Origin of the sequence: Acinetobacter sp. CIP 64.2, from assembly GCF_000369645.1 — a bacterium.
Taxonomy (GTDB): Bacteria; Pseudomonadota; Gammaproteobacteria; order Pseudomonadales; family Moraxellaceae; genus Acinetobacter.
In genome coordinates, this window is sequence record NZ_KB850121.1 from 79,845 (window position 1) to 101,170 (window position 21,326).

General features: G+C 41.8%; 19 protein-coding genes and 2 pseudogenes. 9 read left to right on the top strand and 12 right to left on the bottom strand.

Going from position 1 to position 21,326, the window contains the following annotated elements; all coding sequences use genetic code 11:
* Positions 1-578: PoNe immunity protein domain-containing protein (locus F895_RS15920; protein ID WP_005239024.1), on the bottom strand; the 578-nt coding region annotated here is incomplete at its 3' end.
* A gap of 78 nt (positions 579-656) precedes the next feature.
* On the bottom strand, positions 657-1,667 hold the full coding sequence (locus tag F895_RS15915) for a PoNe immunity protein domain-containing protein (RefSeq protein ID WP_416202037.1): 1,011 nt from the start codon (positions 1,665-1,667) through the stop codon (positions 657-659).
* 117 nt (positions 1,668-1,784) lie between these two features.
* On the opposite strand from F895_RS15915, the gene F895_RS15910 reads away from it, so the two are divergent.
* Positions 1,785-2,189, top strand: coding sequence for a transposase family protein (locus F895_RS15910; RefSeq protein ID WP_000669095.1), 405 nt, complete (start codon positions 1,785-1,787; stop codon positions 2,187-2,189).
* A gap of 37 nt (positions 2,190-2,226) precedes the next feature.
* A pseudogene (locus F895_RS19310) lies at positions 2,227-2,619 on the top strand (transposase family protein); the annotation flags it as partial.
* A 62-nt stretch (positions 2,620-2,681) separates the two neighbouring features.
* On the opposite strand, the gene F895_RS15900 reads toward F895_RS19310, so the two are convergent.
* The 3 genes from F895_RS15900 to soxR form a co-directional block, all read right to left on the bottom strand.
* On the bottom strand, positions 2,682-4,160 hold the full coding sequence (locus F895_RS15900) for a hypothetical protein (protein WP_005239026.1): 1,479 nt from the start codon (positions 4,158-4,160) through the stop codon (positions 2,682-2,684).
* A complete protein-coding gene (locus F895_RS15895; protein WP_005239028.1) occupies positions 4,157-7,225 on the bottom strand; it encodes a type VI secretion system Vgr family protein in 3,069 nt (1,022 codons plus the stop codon). Before F895_RS15895 ends, F895_RS15900 begins: the two co-directional genes overlap by 4 nt.
* Positions 7,226-7,399: 174 nt before the next feature.
* A complete protein-coding gene (gene soxR, locus F895_RS15890) occupies positions 7,400-7,867 on the bottom strand; it encodes a redox-sensitive transcriptional activator SoxR (protein WP_005239029.1) in 468 nt (155 codons plus the stop codon).
* A gap of 370 nt (positions 7,868-8,237) precedes the next feature.
* Here soxR and F895_RS15885 point away from each other — a divergent pair, with 370 nt between their 5' ends.
* Positions 8,238-8,420, top strand: a complete 183-nt coding sequence (locus F895_RS15885; protein ID WP_005239030.1) for a hypothetical protein — start codon at positions 8,238-8,240, stop codon at positions 8,418-8,420.
* A gap of 34 nt (positions 8,421-8,454) precedes the next feature.
* On the opposite strand, the gene F895_RS15880 is transcribed toward F895_RS15885, so the two are convergent.
* Entirely contained in the window at positions 8,455-9,336 is an 882-nt protein-coding gene (locus F895_RS15880) for a dihydrodipicolinate synthase family protein (protein WP_005239031.1), read from the bottom strand.
* 5 nt (positions 9,337-9,341) lie between these two features.
* Positions 9,342-10,121, bottom strand: a complete 780-nt coding sequence (locus F895_RS15875) for an aldolase (protein WP_005239032.1) — start codon at positions 10,119-10,121, stop codon at positions 9,342-9,344.
* Between the two features lie 38 nt (positions 10,122-10,159).
* On the opposite strand from F895_RS15875, the gene F895_RS15870 reads away from it, so the two are divergent.
* On the top strand, positions 10,160-11,665 hold the full coding sequence (locus F895_RS15870) for a MocR-like pyridoxine biosynthesis transcription factor PdxR (RefSeq protein ID WP_005239033.1): 1,506 nt from the start codon (positions 10,160-10,162) through the stop codon (positions 11,663-11,665).
* Between the two features lie 12 nt (positions 11,666-11,677).
* Here the strand turns inward: F895_RS15870 and F895_RS15865 are convergent, their stop codons facing one another.
* From F895_RS15865 to F895_RS15850, 4 genes are all read right to left on the bottom strand, one after another.
* Positions 11,678-12,367 carry an SDR family NAD(P)-dependent oxidoreductase gene (locus tag F895_RS15865; RefSeq protein WP_005239034.1) on the bottom strand — a complete coding sequence of 230 codons (690 nt, stop codon included), beginning with the start codon at positions 12,365-12,367 and terminating at the stop codon, positions 11,678-11,680.
* Between the two features lies 1 nt (position 12,368).
* The gene (locus tag F895_RS15860; RefSeq protein WP_005239035.1) at positions 12,369-13,136 is read right to left on the bottom strand and encodes an SDR family NAD(P)-dependent oxidoreductase; all 768 of its coding nucleotides are present in this window, start codon (positions 13,134-13,136) and stop codon (positions 12,369-12,371) included.
* Positions 13,133-13,813 carry a glutathione S-transferase family protein gene (locus F895_RS15855; protein ID WP_005239036.1) on the bottom strand — a complete coding sequence of 227 codons (681 nt, stop codon included), beginning with the start codon at positions 13,811-13,813 and terminating at the stop codon, positions 13,133-13,135. Before F895_RS15855 ends, F895_RS15860 begins: the two co-directional genes overlap by 4 nt.
* 128 nt (positions 13,814-13,941) lie before the next feature.
* Positions 13,942-14,808: a metal-dependent hydrolase gene (locus tag F895_RS15850; RefSeq protein ID WP_005239037.1), complete on the bottom strand. Its 867-nt coding sequence runs from the start codon at positions 14,806-14,808 to the stop codon at positions 13,942-13,944.
* Between the two features lie 163 nt (positions 14,809-14,971).
* Here F895_RS15850 and F895_RS15845 point away from each other — a divergent pair, with 163 nt between their 5' ends.
* Positions 14,972-15,433 (top strand): winged helix-turn-helix transcriptional regulator, encoded by a 462-nt coding sequence (locus F895_RS15845; protein WP_005239038.1) that lies wholly within the window; start codon positions 14,972-14,974, stop codon positions 15,431-15,433.
* Positions 15,434-15,534: 101 nt separating this feature from the next.
* On the opposite strand, the gene F895_RS15840 is transcribed toward F895_RS15845, so the two are convergent.
* The gene (locus F895_RS15840; RefSeq protein WP_010589914.1) at positions 15,535-16,575 is read right to left on the bottom strand and encodes an AraC family transcriptional regulator; all 1,041 of its coding nucleotides are present in this window, start codon (positions 16,573-16,575) and stop codon (positions 15,535-15,537) included.
* Positions 16,576-16,740: 165 nt separating this feature from the next.
* On the opposite strand from F895_RS15840, the gene F895_RS15835 reads away from it, so the two are divergent.
* The 4 genes and pseudogenes from F895_RS15835 (at position 16,741) to F895_RS15820 (ending at position 21,215) form a co-directional block, all read left to right on the top strand.
* Positions 16,741-17,781 carry an NAD-dependent epimerase/dehydratase family protein gene (locus tag F895_RS15835; protein WP_005239040.1) on the top strand — a complete coding sequence of 347 codons (1,041 nt, stop codon included), beginning with the start codon at positions 16,741-16,743 and terminating at the stop codon, positions 17,779-17,781.
* A gap of 23 nt (positions 17,782-17,804) precedes the next feature.
* Entirely contained in the window at positions 17,805-18,752 is a 948-nt protein-coding gene (locus tag F895_RS15830) for a metal-dependent hydrolase (protein WP_005239041.1), read from the top strand.
* Between the two features lie 7 nt (positions 18,753-18,759).
* On the top strand, positions 18,760-19,656 hold the full coding sequence (locus F895_RS15825; RefSeq protein ID WP_005239042.1) for an alpha/beta fold hydrolase: 897 nt from the start codon (positions 18,760-18,762) through the stop codon (positions 19,654-19,656).
* A 53-nt stretch (positions 19,657-19,709) separates the two neighbouring features.
* A pseudogene (locus F895_RS15820) lies at positions 19,710-21,215 on the top strand (flavin-containing monooxygenase).
* The last annotated feature ends 111 nt before the right edge of the window (positions 21,216-21,326 follow it).

Sequence of the window (21,326 nt, forward strand, 5' to 3'; positions counted from 1 at the left end):
GGAGTTCCACGATCTGCAACAAAAGGAGCAACTAAACGTTCAATTAATCCATCTTTTTCCTGTCCTTCAGGTGTTGCTTCTACATAGTCAATGATGGGCATAATCCGATCCATCTGATCTGCATTGCCAGTCAACAGTCCAAAACAAATCAGACGTAAAGCAATATACCAATAGTCTTCTGTTCCCAAACTGATATGCCAAACAAATCGTCCATCAGCATCAGGACTTAAATTATATAAATGGCTTGCTTCTGCGTACTCTTCTGTCCAATGAAGTAGATATGGATATATTTCTTTTAAAGACTCAAGACTTCCGCCTGCCGAATACTGTAAAGACATTAAATTTAAGACATCGTTTAAACGCTGATGACCTGCCACAATATAGCCACCATATTTTTTTTCATTTTTATAATTACTAAAACCATCCGTTACGGAATATATCCCATTCACAAATGTATCAAATCTTTTGCTATACATTTTTTGTTCAAGCAAATTATCTCTAAATAAAGCTGGGTCTTTTATTTCTAAACTTAACCACTTTTGCCAATCTATTGTCTGCTCATTTACTTGTATGGACATTTATTAACGCTCCAGCATGTCATTCGGTAAAAGTAAAAAAACCATCCAAAAGAGGATGGCTTTTCTCAAATGATTAAATTATTTTTCACCATCCCAATACCAATATACCTCCCCCCAATCTAGCTCGATAAGTGCGGGAACAATCTCACCTTGTTTAAAGTATTGTCGTGAATCTGGTTGTGCTGGTGTTCTCCAATAACCTGTTTTAATACAGGCTTCTCCGCCCTTAACCTTCATTCGTTCTAGTTGTTGATCATCTAGAACTACTTTTGACTGTGTTCGAGCAAAATCAACCAAATCTTTTGGATAGAACTGATGTTCATAATATGACGTATCATCTATATCCAGCAACCACGTTACCGCTGCTGCTTCCCATGACCAATAGCCATAATAGCTTCTTCCAGATCTTATGTCTGGTTGAGGATGTTGATCATAATAAGGCTCTCGGCTGCTCGCCTCATACCAATCTTCTAGGTATTGCAGCATTAAAGCTGGACGCTTTTCAGGTGAAGCATTAAACACTTTAATGAGCTTACGATAAGGCAAATGTCGTCTTGCTTCATCTGGTGGAGTTCCACGATCTGCAACAAAAGGAGCAACTAAACGTTCAATTAATCCATCTTTTTCCTGTCCTTCAGGTGTTGCTTCTACATAGTCAATGATTGGCATAATCCGATCCATCTGATCGGCATAGCCAGTCAACAGTCCAAAACAAATAAGACGCAAAGCAATATACCAATAGTCTTCTGTTCCTAAACTGATATGCCAAACATACCGTCCATCTGCCTCAGGGCTTTGATGATATTGACTATGAATTTCGGCATATTCTTCTGTCCAGTTTAAAAGATATGGGTAAAGTTCCTGAATAAACGCAATATCACCACCAGCAGAGTACTGTAATGACATTAAATTTAAAACATCTTTTAATCTTTGATGCCCAGCAGCCATCATCTTACTGGATTTAGCATTTGCCTTATATTTTTGAAAACCGTCAGTTACTGAATAAACACCATTAAGAAAAGCATCAAACCGCCTTTGATACATATCTTCTTGTAAGAAACTATCTCTATATTTTCCATAATTTAGTATTTGTTGATTAAACCACTGTTCCCAATCAATAGACTTCCGTCATAAATCAAAAAACGTACAATTTATTTGATCTTAAATTAATCAGCAAAATTATTTAATTCAAGAGATAATCCTTGGATGAAATTCAAAGATATTCAAAAATTATCAAACGTTAAGTTTCGTAGGCTTACCGGTGTTAGTTGGGCTACATTTAACCTCATGTTGGCCGAGCTAAATAAGCATTTACCTCGTCATATTGGTAAAGGACGACCGCATAAATTACCGTTGGAAGATCGTTTGCTCTTATGTATAGAATATTGGAGAGAATATCGAACATTTTTCCATCTTGGTATGAGTTACGGTGTATCTGAAACGAGTGCAATTCGTATCACACGTGTTATTGAAGATACCTTAATCCGTTCTGGAAAATTCAACTTGCCAAAACAACTTCCTAATCGAGATGAAGTGGATTGGGAAGTTGTTGTGATTGATGCCACTGAAATATTAGTTCAACGTCCAAAAAAAACAGAAGAAATGGTATAGCGGTAAAAAAAAGCGACATACCTTTAAATTTCAGCTATCTATGCACTATATAACAGGTGAAATACTGAGTGTATGTGGAAGTCATGGAAGCATGCATGATTTTAAAATATTTAAAAAAAGCATGAGGAAATTAAAATTTAAGCCCTTTTTTATCGTTGATAAGGGTTATTTAGGGATAAAGAAATTGGGTTTTGGATGCCTCATGCCATCTAAAGCAAAGAAAACTGAAAAACTAGATTCTGAATTAAAAAAGTTAAATAAAGAGATTGGTCGTAGACGAATTCAAGTAGAGCATGTATTTGGAAGGATGAAATGTTTTAAGATTTTATCTTGTGTATATAGAAATCGTCGTAAAAGATTAAACCTGCGGTTTAATTTACTTGCTGGCATATACAATTTAGATTGGGTGAAAGATAAACAATTAAATTGATTGAAAAATGATTTATGAAGGAAGTCTAATATTTAAATCATTTATTTGGTTATTCAACTTTCTTACTCCGGCAACATATCATTTGGTAAAACAAATTCCAATTTAATACCATGTGCTGTCACTGTACGTGTACACTTCGGTTTATCAAGTCCTTTACATTTTTGATGATGATCAAACTTGTCCCCAGTAATAGTTACTAAACTACGATCATAAGGACAACGGACAGCCATTGTTTGTCTTTTACCATTTTTAAATACTCTTTCTGTTGATGGCTTAAAATCTACTCGTCTCCAAGCTTCAATAGCTTCAATTAAACTATCATGTGCAGGAATAATTCTTGCTGATTCGATTTTACTAGAAACCCAGAGATGTGACATTTGCACGCCATCTCCCACAGTCGTACCCACGGAACGCTTTACTTTATCGTCTTCGTCTGAAGCCATATAAACATCTAAGCCCATTCTCAAAGCCATCATTGCAGCTTTTGGGGTCATCAATGATCTGTGACTTAAAGCATTGGTCGCCTTGCTGTCGGTTACTCGGTATTTATGTCCTAATCTTGCACTATGCCATACATGATCAATCCCGTTGTGACCTTTATCATGATATTCATAAAGCACACCATTAAAATTGATTTTAGTTCGACTTTTCATGCGCTTAACATAGTAGTAATCCGTTATATGTTCACCACCAGAGCCTAACTCTTGATTTGAACGTCGTCTTCTCTTTCTTTGCTTTCTTTTGGTTGAATTATTTTGTGTGCCAGCATTCGCCGCATTTCCACCAGTATTTTTAGGTACACTACCATTTGGCGGTGTGTGAGGCGCAGGTTGTTGATTCGGTTGTCTAGGAGTCTTTGCCGCTGGTGTTGAGGGTGCTCTCGTCGTCACGACTGGAGCTCGTGCTGTTGTATTAGGATAAGGTGTGCCTAACGCTTTTTGGTGTGCAGCCTGTAATTCTTTCATTACCATATCAATTTTTTGATTGGCAACTTTTTTCATTTGCTTCAACTGAGTAACCAAGGTTTTTAGTCTAGCTTGCCCTAATACAGCTCTAGTTAACCAGCTATCAAAAACATCAGTTAAACCATCAATAATCTTATTACAAGTCGTTTGCAGCTCTTTGGTATAAGTATTCCAGTTTACATTTCTAAACCACTTATCAACATTGCCTCGCATGGTTTTACTTGGAATCGCATCTAAAATAGCCCCCATCGCTTTACCTGAGCGTAATTGCTTAAAGACAATTTTTAACCCATCTCCAGCTACAGGAATAAATGCCACAAGATTAAAAACCAAATCAAACCAGTTATCTTTCTCTTCTGGTTTTTCAGCTATCTTCACTACAGAAACAATGACATTCCCAACGTCTACCCCTTGCCCTACAAAAGGAATACAACCAATCACAACAGCAACAATAATCTGTGCTGGGCTTGATCCACTCCCATCAAGTACCCCTTTAATCCATTGAGCTGCCGACTCCTCACCTTTCTGAGTGACTCTCATTGTTTGAGATGTTGTTCTTGCTACAGCTGTATTCATTGTTTATCTCCTAGCCCTAACCCAGAAGTTGAATCCTCGCTGCTTAATAGAATTTCTTCTGCATCATCCTCCAGTACATCTTCTGCATTATTTTCTGATGCAATCAAATGTTCTTCATAATCGCTAATGTGATCATCATATTCGATATCATCTCCTTTGATCATATCTTCAATCTCATCAGGAAAATATTCATCTAATAAGGTTGCTAATTCTTGTTGATTATATTGTTCGATTAGCTGTTCTGCTTCTGCGACACTCATAACTTTCCTATCTTTAAAAGGATTAGCTACTTTCTCTTTATCAGGCTTTGCCTCTAAGAGACTAAATCCATAATAAACTTTGGATTGTGTTTTATCTCCAGGAATAGATACCTTAGCATAGCCATTTGCATCAAGAATTCCTTCCTGAGAGGTACCATCTGAAAATATTAGTTTATAAGGTGCTTGAATTACAGGCTTTAAATCATCGTAGACATACTTTAACTCAAGTTCTTTCGGCAATAGATTTAGAGCTGGCAATGCTGGCAAATTAGGTGAAACACTCGCCCCACCCATAAACAAATGCTGCCCCGCTTTCACCTCAAACTTGCCACCTGTGGTCGGAAAAATTCCTGAACCATTCAGCTTCAATTGAGAGTCTTTACCAGTTATCACAATCTCTTTCGCACTGATAATTTCAATCCGGTCTTCAGTCGAAATAATTTGAATCCCTTGCTTGGCAAGCAAGTCTATCCCATCTGATTGGGCATGCAATTCAAACTTGCCTTTGGCAGCCACTTGCTTGATGCCATTCTGAGCAGCAAAAAGACTGATTCTGTTTTGAGCATGGCCAATCAGATTCTTCTGAGTACTTAAATTAATACTATCGCCTGCAATCTGATTGATTTGCCCATCTGCGGAAATATGAATGTCTTCATTGCTACTTAAACCAATGCCTGCAGGCGAATGAAGTAACAACAACGCTTTATTAAATTTGGCAATCTTTGCCTCAATCTGTTCCGCAAATTGTTTTAATTGCTCAACTGATTCAATTTCATCGGTCTGTTGATTCTTGGCGACTTCACTTAAAGCCTTGGCATTGTTCTGATTGCCTTCTAGCTGTTGCTTGGCAGGTTCTGCATCGAGATGTTCACCTTGCGCCTGATCCTGCTTTTGAGTACTGAGCAATAAACCTTGCCCTGCACGCACGGCCCCCCATTGATCAGTCCTAAGTTCAAAACCTTCTCCACGGTCTTCACTTTCAGCTTTATCTTTTGGATGGCTGAGTTTACCGAGATTGAGTTGGCTAGCAGCATGACTGCTTTGTAGTTGAGCGCTGATCTGCCCCGTAGTGTCATCAAAGCGTAACTGGTTAAAGCCTTCCCCTTGATATTCTTTGGATTTGATCCCTGCCAGTTTCTTGGTATCAGGCAACTTACCTGCATGGTCAAACTTAGTCGGACTACGCTGTGCTTCATGAATCCGCCCAACCACATAAGGACGGTCAATATCGCCATCAAAGAAATCAATCACCACGATTTCACCAATCCTAGGCAAGAATCGTGCTCCGTAGCCCTCACCTGCCCACGGCGTTAATACATCGACCCAAGCGGAGTCAGTATCATTGTCATTAGCACCTGCACCACCATCATGACTGTGGTCATCTGCTCGGGTAAACAGGAAGCGAACTTTAATCCGCCCCCATTCATCCACATAAATTTCGTCACCGCTTGGCCCCACCACTTTGGCACGTTGTGGATGTGTCGCAGGTCGATGTTGTAACGGGTTATATTCAGGCACCAGACCAATATTGCGTCGTTGCAATATCAATTGATTAGCTTGGCGTTCATCCGAAGCCACATGCTGAAAACGGCTGCTTTGCCAATTGCTTTGTTGAAGTAACGCTGCGACTTGATCCGTTAAATCTTTAGGCAGGTTGTTTTGGTTATAGAACGTTTTTGAGCTGATCAGAAACTCTTTGTCTGCACCCTGATGCTGATCAATTTCAGGATGTTCATTCAGTTCAAACCAATAACCCACTGGGGCATCGCGAACGGTTGATGTCGCAACAAACTGCTTGGCCTGTGAGTCATAATATTGGCTCAGGTTCTGATTCAGTTTTTCAATTTGAGCATTACCCGCTTTGGTCGCGCCATCTTCGCCTTTTAAATCCTGAATCCAGGCAGGTGAAAAATGCCACGCCTGTTCTAAAGCAAGCTGTTGGTTATCGTGTTGATCGCTCTGATAATGTTTACTCAGAACACTGCCAGCCCCTTCTTCTTGCTCTAAAGCATCCGCTTGCCAACGCTGTACATGTACTGCACTTGGTTGCAGGGAACGCTGTGCCACAAATGCCGTGATGCTATCTTGTGTTTCAGTCGCACTACTGCGATGAAAGCGGATATTACGGCGCTCTAGGGCCTGATATTGATTATTGTCATCAATGAGTCTGAGTTTCTGCGGCTGAATCTGTTCACTTGAACTGGATACTTTCAGCTGTGCTTCATCAATTAAAGTGCTAATGCCTTCCGAAGCCAAAAGCCTTTGAATAAAGTCAAAATCCCGTTCATTATGTTGCATGATGAACGGCCTGACATCGTAGTCCCGAGTAAGTCCACTTTTATCGAGAGTCAGACTGGAAGCAAATAAGGGACTCCGTTGCTGCCATTCAGAAAAAATGGTCTGCACAACGTCCACAACAGATTTCGCCATAAAAACACGGCTGTTACGACGGTGCTTCCATAATGCAGTTGGATCTTGTACGCCTAAACGATAAATGGTCAGCGAACCATCACTGGCGCCAATATCGGCTTGGGTAATAATCCCAGAGATACGCGTCAGTTCTGCCTTATCGGTCACGATATCAATGGCCACCTGACTGCCAACAAAGCTTTTTAAAGGAATGACCGCATTGGTCGAAAGACAGAGTAATTGTAGATCAATCCCATGATTGAGCTGATGCAGACCATCAATACGTTGTAAGAAAACTTGGTTATTTAAAGATGTGTTGGAAAACTGGGCGTGAATCGCACGTTTTTGTGCTGTCAGGCCCAAACTTTCTAGAGCTTGAAAGATATTATTCGCCATCTTTTTATAGATTATCTACTTAAATTTAGCGCATTTTACTCAGAATATCGTGTTACTGTCCATACAGAACCGTCTTTTTATGACAATTTACGTCACATTTCTTATCGGATTTATTTCATCTAATCCTATTAAATCCAGTGATGTATTTAAGTGCTATCCAATTTAGACCAATAATCAATCTCGTTCCCGCTCTAAAATGCGAGGACCCGAACCCTCTTCTGCCAGAATATCTTCGGGATTACGTAAACGGCATTGCTCCAGAGACAAACAACCACAGCCAATACACCAGTCCATTTCATCTCTTAAACGAGTCAGCTTTTGGATTCGCTCATCCAAGTCCTTACGCCAACAGGTCGATAATTCGGCCCACTGCTCAGCGGTTAACTTGCTGCCTATCGGGTAGACACTCAACGCTTTTTTAATCTCCTCCAATGAAATGCCAACTTTTTGCGCGACTTTAATAATTCCGATATAGCGCAGCACAGTCAAAGGAAAACGACGTTGATTGCCATTGGTGCGAATACTTTTAATCAGTCCTTTGGACTCATAAAAATGTAAGGTGGAAACGGCGACACCACTTCGTTTTGCCACTTCTCCGACGGTCAGCATTCGATTGATATCAATTTTTCGTTCGAGTGTCATGATTGAATATGTCAAGATTACTTTAGATTTTATAGTTCAGGGCAAACTGAGTTGTCAATTTTATCCCGAATATCATGCTGTAAAAATAAGGCATGATCTTCATATTTCAAATAAAAACAAAAAAATAAATTTTGTTCAAGCTGGTTTTGGGCATGTCTTATTGCGCGCTTTAATTTTTCAATACACTCTATTAGCCCCATTATTATTTGGGTTTTATGCGGTTTGGCACTGCATTACCAAATGCAATTAAACAATTCATTCTTAATGTTGTTCAGCAGTCCATCTGAATCTACTCAGCAAATACGCCTATGCCATACTTCATTAAATCAAGTTTCGAAAGCCAATGGTTATGCGCATGAGTCGGTATTGTATGGCACTGTTATTTTATCGCTTATGGCTTAGCAAAATGCTTGATAACGATGCAGGATTTCAGACAATACAGGCAAAGATCACGCTGTATTTTGCACTTGAACATATTTTGGTGATTGGTGGTTTAATCGGTATTACGATTAGCAGCCATTTTCCTCAAAACCGAATTGAGAGCAACAAGTGAAGTCAGGTCGATAAAGCTCAACCTGACTGAATGACTAGTTTAGCGCAGCATGTATCAAGCCTTTTAATTGCTCAATTTCAGCCCCTGTTGCACTTTGCAAGGGCAATCTTGGCGAACCAACCGAGAAGCCCAATAGATTGAGTCCTGATTTCACTGTTTTCGGTAAGCCCCCTTTGACAATAAAGCTCAGCACAGGTAATTGCTGATAAAATATCGCTTGCGCTTTGGACAGATCACCTTGTTGAATCGCTTGATATAATTGCTTTGGCAAGTCACCGAGCAAATTGGGTGCTGCCGTACACCATCCTGTCGCCCCAGCACAAAAGGCTTCTAGCGCCAATGGATTAGAACCATTATAAAATGGCAACTTTCCTTGGCTCAAGGCATGAAATTTATGCATGCGCTGAATATCACCAGTGCTGTCTTTGACCATGCAAATATTGTCGATCTGGTTAAACATTTTTACGATCAACTCAGGTGACATATCAATCCCACTGGTGGCTGGATTGTTATAGACCATAATCGGCAACTTTACAGATGCTGCAATCTGCTGATAATAATCATAAATTTCCTGATCAGTGAGTTTCCAGTAAGACACTGGGATCACCATAATCACATCTGCACCCAATTCTTCCGCTTTCTTGGCTTTTTGAATCGCCATCGCGGTGGTCAGTTCAGAAATTCCAACAATCACCGGAACACGTTGATTCACCACCTCAATGGTGGTTTGTGCCACCTGCTGCCATTCCTGCCAAGACAAATAAGCACTTTCTCCTGCACTACCTAAAGGTGCAATCGCATCACAGTGTGATTCAAGCAATGCATTTAGACTGATCGTTAAGGCCTCAAGATCAAGTTGTTGCCCGTCCGCTTTAAATGGCGTGATGGGATAAGCAATAATGCCTTCAATTTTCATGTGCTTTACTCCTTGATACAATCTTGATGGTTTTTCAACGCCTTACGTGCGTAGTAGGCAAAATTGACTTTGTTGCGCTTATCGGTAGACAACCAGTCATGGGCTTCTTTTGCCAGTTCATGTGGAATCGGCTGGATTTGACCTGCTGACATCGCTAATAGTTGCAAACGTGCAGCACGTTCAATCAGCAGGGCTAAATTACAGGCTTCTTCAATGCTCTTGCCGGCCACCAATTGACCATGATGAGACAACAATACTGCTCGATTTTTTCCCAAAGCCTCAGAAATAAAAATGCCTTCTTCATTGCCGACAGGCACCCCCGGCCATTCATCGACAAAAGAGCAATCTTCATACAGAGCACAGGTATCCATTTGCGAAATGGTCAGTGGCACACGTAGCATCGATAAGGCTGCAATATGAGTAGGATGAGTATGGATAATGCAATTCACTTCTGGATGCTGCTGATAAATCCAAGTATGAAAACGGTTGGCTGGGTTGGCCATGCCGTGCTGATCTAAAGGTTTGAGGTCTTGATCGACCACCAATAAATTGGCTGCGGTAATTTCGTCAAAGCCCAGACCAAAACGTTGTGTAATAAAGGTATTTTCTTGTTCGGCACGACAGGTAATTTGCCCCGCCAAGCCTGCATCATGGCCATGATCAAATAAAATACGACAAGTTAAAGCCAACTTCTGTCGGTCACTATAATTGATCTCTTGGATCATATTCATATTCTGCTGTGCAGTTTGCATCAATTGCTGTTTGCTGAGTAATGCGGTTTGCATAACACCACCTCGCTACGGTTGATTTGTGGATGGGACAGATGCAGAATACGAAGTCAGTGGATGGGTTAAAATATCCAGTTTTTAAAACTTATATGGTCCAGATCAGCATGCAGCAGCCATGGAAGATTCGTCTTCATCTTGAAGATCGAGAAGAAAAAACCATCTTTCTCAAGTTGGCCAATCAGATTATTGAAGAGATTCTGTCTGGACGGCTCAGCTCAGGTTCACGTCTGTCTGTCTCACGCTCGCTGGCGGATGAATTAAAGATTAATCGTAAAACCGTACAGTCGGTTTATGAAGATTTAGAAGCACAAGGTTGGCTGATCTCCAAGCCAAGACAAGGCACCTTTGTGGCAGAGAATTTGCCTGAGTTAAAACATAAAAAGAGCAATGCTGCACTAGCACTCAATCCGTCACCGAGTACAACTCGCCCAACAGCAGTTAAAAATGATGGCATTCCAGATACGCGTCTGATTCCTTATGAATTATTTTCACGAGCCTATCGACATGCCTTGATTCAAGTGACCCGTTCTCAAATCATGGGCTATGGCGACCCACAAGGCAGTATTGAGTTACGTCAGGCATTGCAGCAAATGCTGTCGATGGAACGCTTTATTAAAACCACAATCGACAATATTGGTGTGGTTCGCGGCAGCCAAATGGGGATTTTTTTAGCGGCTCGTGTCTTGGCCAAATACCCCTCACCACGCAAGGTGATTGTGGTGGAACAATGGTCTTATCCACCGGCGATTGAAACTTTTTTATCGCATCATTATCACATCGTTCGGGGTCGACTGGATCAATACGGTCTTGATATTGAACATCTTGAACAACTACTAGAAAAACATGCTGTGGCTGCAATCTATACCACCCCGCATCATCAATATCCTACCACTGTGACCATGGCGATGGATCGGCGCTTAAAATTATTAGAACTCTCCAAAAGCTTTGATTTTTATATTATTGAAGATGACTACGATCACGAATTTCATTATGACAGCCGTCCGATTCCACCACTGATCAGTTTGCCACATTCAGAAAAAGTCATTCATATTGGTTCACTGTCCAAAGTGTTTGCGCCGAGTTTAAGGATTGGCTATGTGGTCGCTAATCGAGACATCATCCACGCCATGAATCAGGAGATTCTGTTGATTGATAAACAAGGCAATATCATCACTGAATTGGCGATGGCAGAACTAATGCAACAGGGAGAAATTAAGCGCCATATCCGCAAGATGCGCAAGATTTATCAACAACGGCGTGATTTTGCAGTGAATCGCTTCCAAGCGGTATTTAACAATCAGGTAGAGATTAACCCACCGTTGGGTGGGATGGCGCTATGGGTCAAATTCAAATTCCCCTATCGCGCTGAATATAATGAGCTTCTGAATCAGTTGCATATTGATGCTGAAGCACATTTTGCAGCTGAAAGCCAAGCATCAAATCAGCATTTTCATATCCGTTTTGGCTATGCCGCCATCAATGAAACTGAAATTTCAAACATCATCAACCTGCTCTATACTGCATTTCAGCCCAAAGCTTGAATAAACGTGATTTTATAATCCTAAGCGTAACTCCTGACTCCATGTCGATTTGGGTTGTTGATACAGATGCCAACAGGTCTGTTGTAGCGATTGCATCAATGCATAGTTAGTACTTTGCCAATGTGCCAGCGCACAATAGACCACGTGAATTCCCTTAGGATGGAACTCTCGTGCCAAGGATTGTGCTAAAGCACGAATACTGGCAGAGAGGCTTTGGCTGAATAAATCCTGCTCCGATTCGACGGGCTGCTGAGTCCCTAAAAAAATCAAGCTGCCTTGCTGTTTGGACAGCATGTGTCGAATCACAGCTTGGGCAATACTCACCGCGGTTAAGCCTGTATTTTGCCAATAGTTCTCAAGCTGTTCAGCAGACAAAGGATGACTATTTTCAGACAGCACAAAGTCAGGCTGAAAAATGCATAAATCGATAAAATGCCCAGCTTTCTGAATCTGCTGTATAACACTTTTTAGCGCAGCAGCATCAAGCAGATTTAGTCGAACACTGATCAACCCCTCCGCTTGAGCCTCAAGCTGTGGCTGGGTTTGTATCAGATCGTGCTGGAGTTGATATACAGGCATGGCATCGTACTGAATTTGCTCAGCAAAAAGTTGACTCAATTGCTGAACATGATTGCCCACGATCACAATACAGCCTTGTGTTTTTGGTTTGGATTTAAACCATTGTAGTAACAACTTACTCATCTTAGAATTTCTCCTGATAAGGACGTAGATCCAACTCATGCGTCCATAAATCAACATTTTGTTGATAGAGCATCCAATAATTTTCAGCAATTGCCTCAATATTTAAACCACCTGTACCGCGGGTTAATCGCGCCAGCCGCCCCAAGCCCCATAAGGCTTTATTGACACGATCTCCATCGACCATACCATCGACCACCACATGTGCCACATGGATATTTTGCGGGCGATACAACGCTGCCAAATTTAAGGCATAGCTTCTCAGCGCAGACTTACCCATGGTAAATGCTGCAAAAAACGGTTTCCCACGCAATGAGGCACTGGCACCGGTAAAAATCAATGTGCCCTGCTGCTGTTTTTGAAAAATGGGAAGACTACGCTGCGCCACCAACACTGCGGATAAAAAGGTGGAACGCCACATTTGGCTAAAAAACTTCAGACTGCTTTGCAAAAAGATCGAAGGAATATTACCGCCCACATTATGTATCACCGCGGCCAATGCTTCCGGCTGACTGTTCAAATGATCAAATAAGGTCCGCACCTGCTGCTCATTTTCAGCATCCAGTGCATAAGCAATAGCCTGCCCACCTTGCCGATTGATTGTTGCGGCGACCTTTTCAACTTTATTGAGCGTTCGCCCCACCACATAGACTTTGAATTTTTCTTGAGCAAAACGGCGACAGACTGCTGCACCAATGCCTTGCTCGGTCCCTACGCCAACCACCGCAACAATCGAGGTTGGCTGCGTTATCTCTTGCTTCGAGCGATTCATAATTGTTGTATCCAATGCTGAATATGCGGATAACTGTTAATTTTTGGTCCCCAGATTTTACTGGTGCGTATCACTTCTAACAGCTGAGAACCGACTGCAATATCGGCAATGGTTTTGCTCTCACCGACGAGCCAGCCGGTTTGGCCCAATACCAACTCGATCCGCTCTAAATGCCGAGTAAATTCTGCCTCGATATCGGCCTTCGCCATTCGTCCTGTGCCTTGCATCTTCACTTGCAGATTCAACGCAGCTTTGAGCAACGGTTTCATCAGTACAACCTCATGCTTGGGACGACCTTCCGCACTTATCGCGACCGCATGATTCAGGGCATCGGCATCGCTGACCCGAAAATACACTTCATAGAAATATAACAATTCGTCCGACCAGTCTTCCCACAATTCAACATAAGCTTTTTGTAGTGGCTCCACAGGATATAACCGTGGCAAATCTGGATATGCTTCATCCAGATAACGGGCAATGCGGGTACTGTCCTGAATCCGTTGTCCGTTGATATCCAGCACAGGGACTTTACCGACTTTGCTGAGTCCTGGGACTTTGGCCCCCAATACGCCGTTATAATTCACGGTTTCAAATGCAATGCCTTTAAACTGTAACATCCGCGCAACTTTCTTGCAGAACGGTGAAATTTCCCATTGATGTAAGACCACTTTACTCATTGTTATTTATCCATTTTTTATTGAATTCTCTCGGTGATAAGCGAGCAGCTTAATATTCACTCAACTTATCTTACAGATATTTGTGACTTTAGCGATGCATTCATGCAGATGATTTTCTCTACAATTTATTAATGCATAAAAGTCGACTGCTCAGCAGACAGACCAATTTTGATTTTGGTTTTTGCCACGATGTCAGATTCATCGGTATCATTGGGATGGAAGTCACGACGATAATAAGAGAAAAATTGTGGTACTAGTTTTCGATAAGTCTGCACGGTGAAACCTGCAAATTTAGCCCAAGATTTTAAATTCAGTAATTGCGTGTCTCTGGACATCAACACCACTTGGTAGGCATTCGAGAAGCTTGTGATGAGTAGCAAGCTCAAACTAAAAATCGCTATGCGTGGGATATAAGCATCCAAACCTTTGCCATAAAGATATTCATACATGTCATAGGCAACCGCTTTGTGTTCGGTTTCTTCTACGCTGTGCCACAACCATAAATTGCGAATGGTGGTATCGGTCATTAATTCATTAACGTTCTTCATCATCTCCACCACCAGTACTGCGGTGTAATGCTCCAATCCCACTGTGACCAATAAATTCCACTTTTTCGAAAAAGTACGTTCAATGGCTTTGAGGATGATACCTGTTACTTTTTCCAGTGACTCAGGGTCTAGCCCATATTGTTGTGCACTGATATGAAAAGCATGGTGTTCTTTGGAATGCATGGCTTCCTGACCAATAAATGCGCCAATATCACGATCCAGTTGTGGGTTGCTTTTGACTTGGTTCCGTAAAGCTCTGACTGAACGAACAAAGTAAGACTCTCCTTCTGGAAATAAGGTGGAAAGACCTGTGAAATAATGGGTAAAGCTTGGTTCATTATTACACCAGTATTTGGGTATACTCTGAAATTCATAATTCATTCGGCGGACTGGAAATGATGCAGATATCTTTTGCTTTGATTTTTCTTTTAACGCTGACGCAGACATAACTCACCTCAAGAATAGATCTCAAAATAATAAGTTCCAAAAAAGAACTAATTTGAAAAATATAGCTGGCATGGTAAGTTGTCAATAAAGCGGATATCTTAATGATTCAAGTTGTCCTAAAATGACAGCCTGCTTCCTGTAAAGACATATAGATGGTATTGCGATGAAATGGCATGAACTCGGTGAAATGAATTGTCCAATTGCACGGACTTTGTCAATTTTTGGCGACCGTTGGACTCTGCTGATTATTCGTAATGCTTTTATGAAAACCCGTCGTTTTGATGATTTTCAAAAGCAACTCGGGATCACCCGTCATCTGCTGACCGAGCGAATTAACCGTTTGGTGCAACACAAGATTTTTGAAAAGGTGCTGTATCATGAAGCACCAAAACGTTATGAATATAAGCTGACGGAAAAAGGTTTAGCGCTGTACCCGATTATTGTCACCATGAGTACATGGGGCAATATCTGGCAGAATGAAAATAAGCAATTTCCTGAGTTACGTTATCTGCATAAAAACTGTGGGCATTTGACCAGCCCAAGCCTGACCTGTGATTGCTGCAAGCAGCCTCTTGATGCGAGACAGATGTCACCTGTTTATGTATCGGGTGAGGATGGGGAATAACGTCCCCTTGCCTTATATGGAAACTCAGCTCAAATAAGCGTTCAATTCAATATATAATTTTTTCATAACCCTTGATTAGCGATTGTCAAAAAGACACCAATCTAAAAAGTTCTAAATTGTTTATCCATTAAATTTTCTCGTAAATTACGATATTGTTTTGGAGTCTGATTGGCCCAGCGCTTGAATGCACGGGTAAAATGTGTGACATCGGAATAACCTAATTTTTCTGAAATATAAGAAATACTATATTCATGATGATTCAGCAGCTTTTTTGCATAACGCTCTCTGACTTGATCCATGAGAAACTGAAAAGTAGCTCCCTCTTTTGCCAATTGGCGTTGTAAAGTTCGTTCAGTCAAATGTAACTTATCTGCAACCTCTTTCATTTTGAAAAAACCTTCAACCTCGTCAAAAAGCAGTTCACGCACCAAAGCTGTTAACGGACGTTTCTCTCCACGTTTTGCCGCCAACTTATTTAAATCATGTTTGCATTGTTCTCGGGCCAATCTGGCTGCGAGTGGATCAGCCATAATCAATGGAAGTGCCAAATAACTTTCAGGAAAAATGAGGCGGTTGTTCTGCTGGTTAAAACTGATTTCGCAAGGTAATAATTCTTGGACTTGTGCTAAAAATACGGGTTCGGAATAATTCAGTTCAGCCTTAATTTCTAGTTTATTTCCTGTGATGGCATTCGACATTTGAGCAAAGCCAACCATCAGGAATGTCATTCCGACCATCCCCATCTTAAAGTTGGTCATCGGCTGGTCTAAATAAAGTGAGGCAAAACCATCTTCAATTTCTAGACGTGGTTTTAATGCGGGACAACGTAGGCCAATAAATTGTTCCATGACATTCAGTGCTTCCCCCAGATTGTGTGAAACCATTGCGGCCAGACCAACTGAACCATGACATGACACCGTCATTTGTAAGCCAAGATAGACCCCCAATGCAGGTTCATGCGTCAGTTCAACCGCTCGATTCAGCAATTGATTGAAAATATCAAAGTCTAAATACCAAAACGGCTGTGAAAGCTGTTCAACGCCAATGCCACTTCCTTCCAGTAATTTCTCGGCAGGAATATTTAATTTTTGTACCACATCAGCCATCAGGCTGACATAAGTTCCGGGTAAAGACGGATTCACTGTCGCTATCTCATCCATGTTTTATACAGAATGTCGTGAAATGGTCAAAACTGTCATTTCATGAACTATGACATATAGATGCGATTCGGCATAGTAGCAACAACAAAATTGTCGCATTTTTATCCAGCTTAATACCGGATAAACATTGAAGGAAGTTGATGAGATATGAAAGCTCTGGTTACAGGTGGTGCGGGTTTTATTGGTTCACATATCGTACGTACGCTACTGAATGAAAATTATGAAGTTCGGGTCTTACATTTGCCTCAGGAAAAACTCACCAATCTTGAAGGTTTAGATGTTGAACTGCTTGCAGGGGATATTACTGATCCTACAAAAATGGATCAGGCCGTTGCAGGTTGCGATTTGGTTTTCCACACTGCTGCCATCTACGCCTTATGGCTTCCTCAACCTGAACTGATGCGCAAGGTCAATGTTGATGGCACGCGTATTGTTCTCAATGCTGCAAAAAAAGCTGGGATTAAACGGGTGGTCTATACCAGCACAGGTGCATGCTTTGCAGGACAGCCCAAAGGTATTCAGGCCACAGAACAAAGTCCTTTTGCTTTAGGCGCAACAGGTGACGCTTATGTGCTGACCAAATTTGAAGCACACCAAATTGCTTTACAGTTTGCAGCAGGCGGTCTAGATGTGGTGATCGTTTGTCCAACAGGCCCTATTGGTCCCCAGGATATCGCACCAATCCCGACAGGAAAATTGCTGCTGACGATTGCCCAGATGCCTGCCCTTGCTGTTCCAGCTGCGATCAACAATATGATTGATGTCCGAGATGTTGCCAAAGGCCATGTGCTGGCTGCACAAAAAGGCATAGCCGGTGAAACCTATATTCTGGGAAATAAAGATCTTGATGGTCTAAGCCTGGCAAAAACTGTTCATCATTTATTAGGCATCTGGCGACCTGTAATGACCATTCCCAATCTGGTTGAAGGTATTTCTTCCCAACTGGCAGGACATGCTGCGTTATGGATAACTGAACATATTACTCACCAAGCACCTCTAGTCACTCCAGCAGCCGCAAAAATTGGGCAATTAGGTACTTCTTTTAATTGTACCAAAGCGATAAAGGAATTGGGTTTACCACAAACTCCGGTCGAGATTGCGGTCCGAGATTCACTGCAATGGTTTGCAGCACATGGTTATATCCAGTCCCGCAGTCTGATCAAAAAAATTGAAGCAATTTCAATCTGAGTCAAATAGATAGGAGTCGAATGATGACTAAGTTTATGGATCACCAGATTATTGCCCGTAAAGTCCATTTTGATTTTTCCCAAACTCCTCGGCATTGGGTTCCCAATGATGTATTGGCGACTCATGTACTGAACAGTATGCATGTGTTGTTACCTGCTGTTGAACATTGGTTTTGTCGCCTTGCCAATAAAACCTTACCTTATGTGCATGACAAAAATCTGAAAGCCGATATCCGTGGATTTATTGCTCAGGAAGCAGCCCATGCCAATGCACATAAGGGGGCTGAAATCTATTTCCAGACCCACGGTATAGATCCCACCCCTTTCAGACATTTTTTAGACTGGATGTTTAAAGATGGTTTTATGGGGGATACCCCGTTTGGAATTTATGGACCTTTTAAACGCTATTCCAAACAATGGCTGGCCTTTCGTATGGGCATCATTGCAAGCCTAGAGCATTATTTCTGTTTCTTTGGTACTTGGGTGCTCGATGCCGAAGGTCTGGAACGTGCGGACCCAGCGATGCTGGATATCGTCCGCTGGCACGGTGCTGAAGAGGTTGAACATCGTACCGTGGGTTACGATGCTTATCGTGCACTGGCTGGTGATAATGTTAAAGGCTATTTAGGTCGTCAGCTCAGTATGGGCTTCGCCTTTATTGCCATGGTCGGATTCTGGTTAGGTGCATCTGTTTATCTGTGTAAGTTGGACAACACCCCTGAAGCAAAACGAATCTCCCGCAAGAATCCATTGGCTTTGATTTGGGAATTTCAGCAAACCGCCAAGCAGAAAAAAAGCCTCCCCGATCTGGTGATGATTCTGACTGCACTTAAAGGTTGGAGTAAATTTAACTATCATCCTGAACATGATGGTGATGTGAAAAAAGCGCTGGCTTATATCGCGCATTCTCCTGCTGCCCAGCAAGTTGCCGAAGCCTATGCTCAAGCGCTTGCAGCCAAAATGAATCGCTGAGGCCGTGATGAAAAGTGATCAACTCATCCTGCAACGTGACGGATTAAGCTTGCATGCCAATCTGTATGGTCATCCTGATCATCCTGTAGTGGTGTTGCTACATGGCTTTCCAGATACACCGCATTGCTGGGACAAGGTTTACCCTATTCTGGTCAATGCAGGCTATCAAGTTTTCATCCCTTGGTTGCGGGGGTATACACTCGATTCGGTAAGCAGCGATGCTCATTATGGTTTGGCATCCGCGACAGCTGACTTGAAAGCTTGGTTGAAAATGCTCGATATTCAACAGTTTCATCTGGTTGGACACGATTGGGGCGCAGCCATCGCCATGAGTTATAGCAGCCAATATACAGCATCGCTGTACAGTATAAGTTTACTGGCCGTTCCTCCGATTCCAGCCCTAAAGAATATTTTGAGCAATTTAAAATATTTTCCAAAGCAGCTGTATTTATCTTCTTATATGCTGCTAATGCAGTCACTGTTTGCCCAAACATTGCTATCGCAAAATCAAGCTGAATTTGTTGCGAGAATCTGGAAAAAATGGTCACCCACATGGCAATTTACACAAGCCGATTTTGCAGCCACACGGGAGGCTTTTAGCCATCCACAAATCGCATGGGCAGCCACACGCTACTACCGTAACTTATTTGCAATTCATCATTCCACCAACTTGAAAGCCAACCAACATTTACTCAATCCAGTCCAAATTCCAACATTGGCTTTGGCTGGTCTGGATGATGGCTGCATGCGTATTCCTCTGCATCAAGCTTTGGCTCAATCCAAATATTTCCCTAAGGGGCTGAATCACTTTTATTTACCCAACTGTGGGCACTTCTTACAGGCCGAGCAACCGCAGCGCGTTGCAGAGTTGCTGATTGAGCATTTTCAACAGTCCCACGTCTAGGCACTAACTCGAACCATTTTTTAACTCCCTCTATATCATTTCAGGATTTTTCTATGAATAAAATCGTGCAATCATCCAAACCCACTCAAGCAGTTGATGTTTTGATTATTGGTGCAGGCCCCTCTGGACTGAGTACCTGTATCAAATTAAAGCAACAAGGTATAAACAATGTCGTGATTCTGGATTTGGCCAGCCGTATTGGTGGTACATGGGCACTGAATGATTATCCTGGCCTGTTTTGTGATGTGCCCAGTGAAATGTACTCTCTGAGCTTTGCACCCAATCCGAACTGGTCACGTACTTATGCCCCTCAAGCTGAGATTCGCCAATATTTAGAAGATGTTGCATATAAGTTTGATATTGTTCCGCAAATTCAGCTTGGCACAGAAGTGGTCGAAGCACGATGGGACAAAGCACTGAACCGCTGGATGATCAACACAGCTGATGGTCAAAGTTATAGTGCAAAATTTTTTGTTCCAGCTACAGGCTTTATTGGCGAAGCCAAAATGCCAAGCTTTCCGGGACAAGAGCAATTCAAAGGCACCATGTTCCATTCAGGCAAATGGAACCATGAATATGATTTAACAGGTAAACGTGTTGCCGTTATTGGGAGTGGTGCTTCAGCAATCCAATTCTTGCCTGCTATCCAACCCCAAGTCGGTCATTTATATAGTTTCCAGCGGACTCCATCTTGGGTACTGCCAAAACCGGATTTTGCTGTTCCCAATATTGTGAAAAAGGTTTTTAAAAAAGCACCTTTGCTCGAAAAAATGATTCGTGAAGGCGCCTTGTGGAGTCTAGAACCGTCACTGCCAGTATTCATGAATATCAAGATTATGGAAAAGCTGCATGCACTAGGTAAACTGAATATCAATCTGAGCATTAAAGATCCTGAAATGCGTCGGGCCATTACACCGACACATACGCTGGGCTGTAAACGTCCGATGTTCTCCAACAACTGGTATGATGCGCTGGTGAAACCCAATGTATCTGTACTTTTTCAAGGTCTATCGCATATCACTAAAAATGGTGTCGTCGGTGAAGATGGTAAAGAAATTGCAGTAGATACCATTATCTTTGGAACCGGCTATGCTGTTGCTTAACCTGCGATTTATAAGATTATTAAAGGAACCGATGGTCGCAGTTTAAGTGACATATGGCAACGTCAACCACGTGCCTATATGGGCATGTCAATTTATGGTTTCCCAAATATGTTCATGATGTTAGGACCAAATTCGCAGAATACTGTTGGTTCCGTTATGTGGACAGCGGAGCAACAATCTATCTATATATCCAAAACTATTAGGCTCATGCAGGATCGACGACTTGATCGTATTGAAGTGAAAGAAGCGGTACAAAAACAATTTAATGCAAACATTGATAAACGATTAGCTAAGATGCCCGTCAGAGCAGATATATGTAAAAGCTACTATCTCGATGATGCAGGACGTAACCATATCATTTGGCCAGAGTTTGGCTTTGTGATTAAACATAAATTACATCATGTCAATCTCAAAGATTACAACACTGAAGCAAACATAATCAAAGTCATCGCTTAAACCTGACATCTGAGTCTGCTCTTAGCGGGCAGACTTTTTATTCTCTGCAATGATCCTAAGATCTTGAAACCGTTTGCATCGAGGCTGATTTATCATGATTAATGCAACCAC

Bases quoted from the DNA above. Each gene is read 5' to 3' on its own strand.
- F895_RS15875 (WP_005239032.1), bottom strand. From the start codon at position 10,121: ATGCAAACCGCATTACTCAGCAAACAGCAATTGATGCAAACTGCACAG.
- F895_RS15910 (WP_000669095.1), top strand. From the start codon at position 1,785: ATGAAATTCAAAGATATTCAAAAATTATCAAACGTTAAGTTTCGTAGG.
- F895_RS15845 (WP_005239038.1), top strand. From the start codon at position 14,972: ATGAAATGGCATGAACTCGGTGAAATGAATTGTCCAATTGCACGGACT.
- F895_RS15860 (WP_005239035.1), bottom strand. From the start codon at position 13,136: ATGAATCGCTCGAAGCAAGAGATAACGCAGCCAACCTCGATTGTTGCG.
- F895_RS15885 (WP_005239030.1), top strand. From the start codon at position 8,238: ATGGCACTGTTATTTTATCGCTTATGGCTTAGCAAAATGCTTGATAAC.
- F895_RS15900 (WP_005239026.1), bottom strand. From the start codon at position 4,160: ATGAATACAGCTGTAGCAAGAACAACATCTCAAACAATGAGAGTCACT.
- F895_RS15850 (WP_005239037.1), bottom strand. From the start codon at position 14,808: ATGTCTGCGTCAGCGTTAAAAGAAAAATCAAAGCAAAAGATATCTGCA.
- F895_RS15830 (WP_005239041.1), top strand. From the start codon at position 17,805: ATGACTAAGTTTATGGATCACCAGATTATTGCCCGTAAAGTCCATTTT.
- F895_RS15895 (WP_005239028.1), bottom strand. From the start codon at position 7,225: ATGGCGAATAATATCTTTCAAGCTCTAGAAAGTTTGGGCCTGACAGCA.
- F895_RS15880 (WP_005239031.1), bottom strand. From the start codon at position 9,336: ATGAAAATTGAAGGCATTATTGCTTATCCCATCACGCCATTTAAAGCG.
- F895_RS15865 (WP_005239034.1), bottom strand. From the start codon at position 12,367: ATGAGTAAGTTGTTACTACAATGGTTTAAATCCAAACCAAAAACACAA.
- F895_RS15855 (WP_005239036.1), bottom strand. From the start codon at position 13,813: ATGAGTAAAGTGGTCTTACATCAATGGGAAATTTCACCGTTCTGCAAG.
- F895_RS15870 (WP_005239033.1), top strand. From the start codon at position 10,160: ATGCAGAATACGAAGTCAGTGGATGGGTTAAAATATCCAGTTTTTAAA.
- soxR (WP_005239029.1), bottom strand. From the start codon at position 7,867: ATGACACTCGAACGAAAAATTGATATCAATCGAATGCTGACCGTCGGA.
- F895_RS15835 (WP_005239040.1), top strand. From the start codon at position 16,741: ATGAAAGCTCTGGTTACAGGTGGTGCGGGTTTTATTGGTTCACATATC.
- F895_RS15825 (WP_005239042.1), top strand. From the start codon at position 18,760: ATGAAAAGTGATCAACTCATCCTGCAACGTGACGGATTAAGCTTGCAT.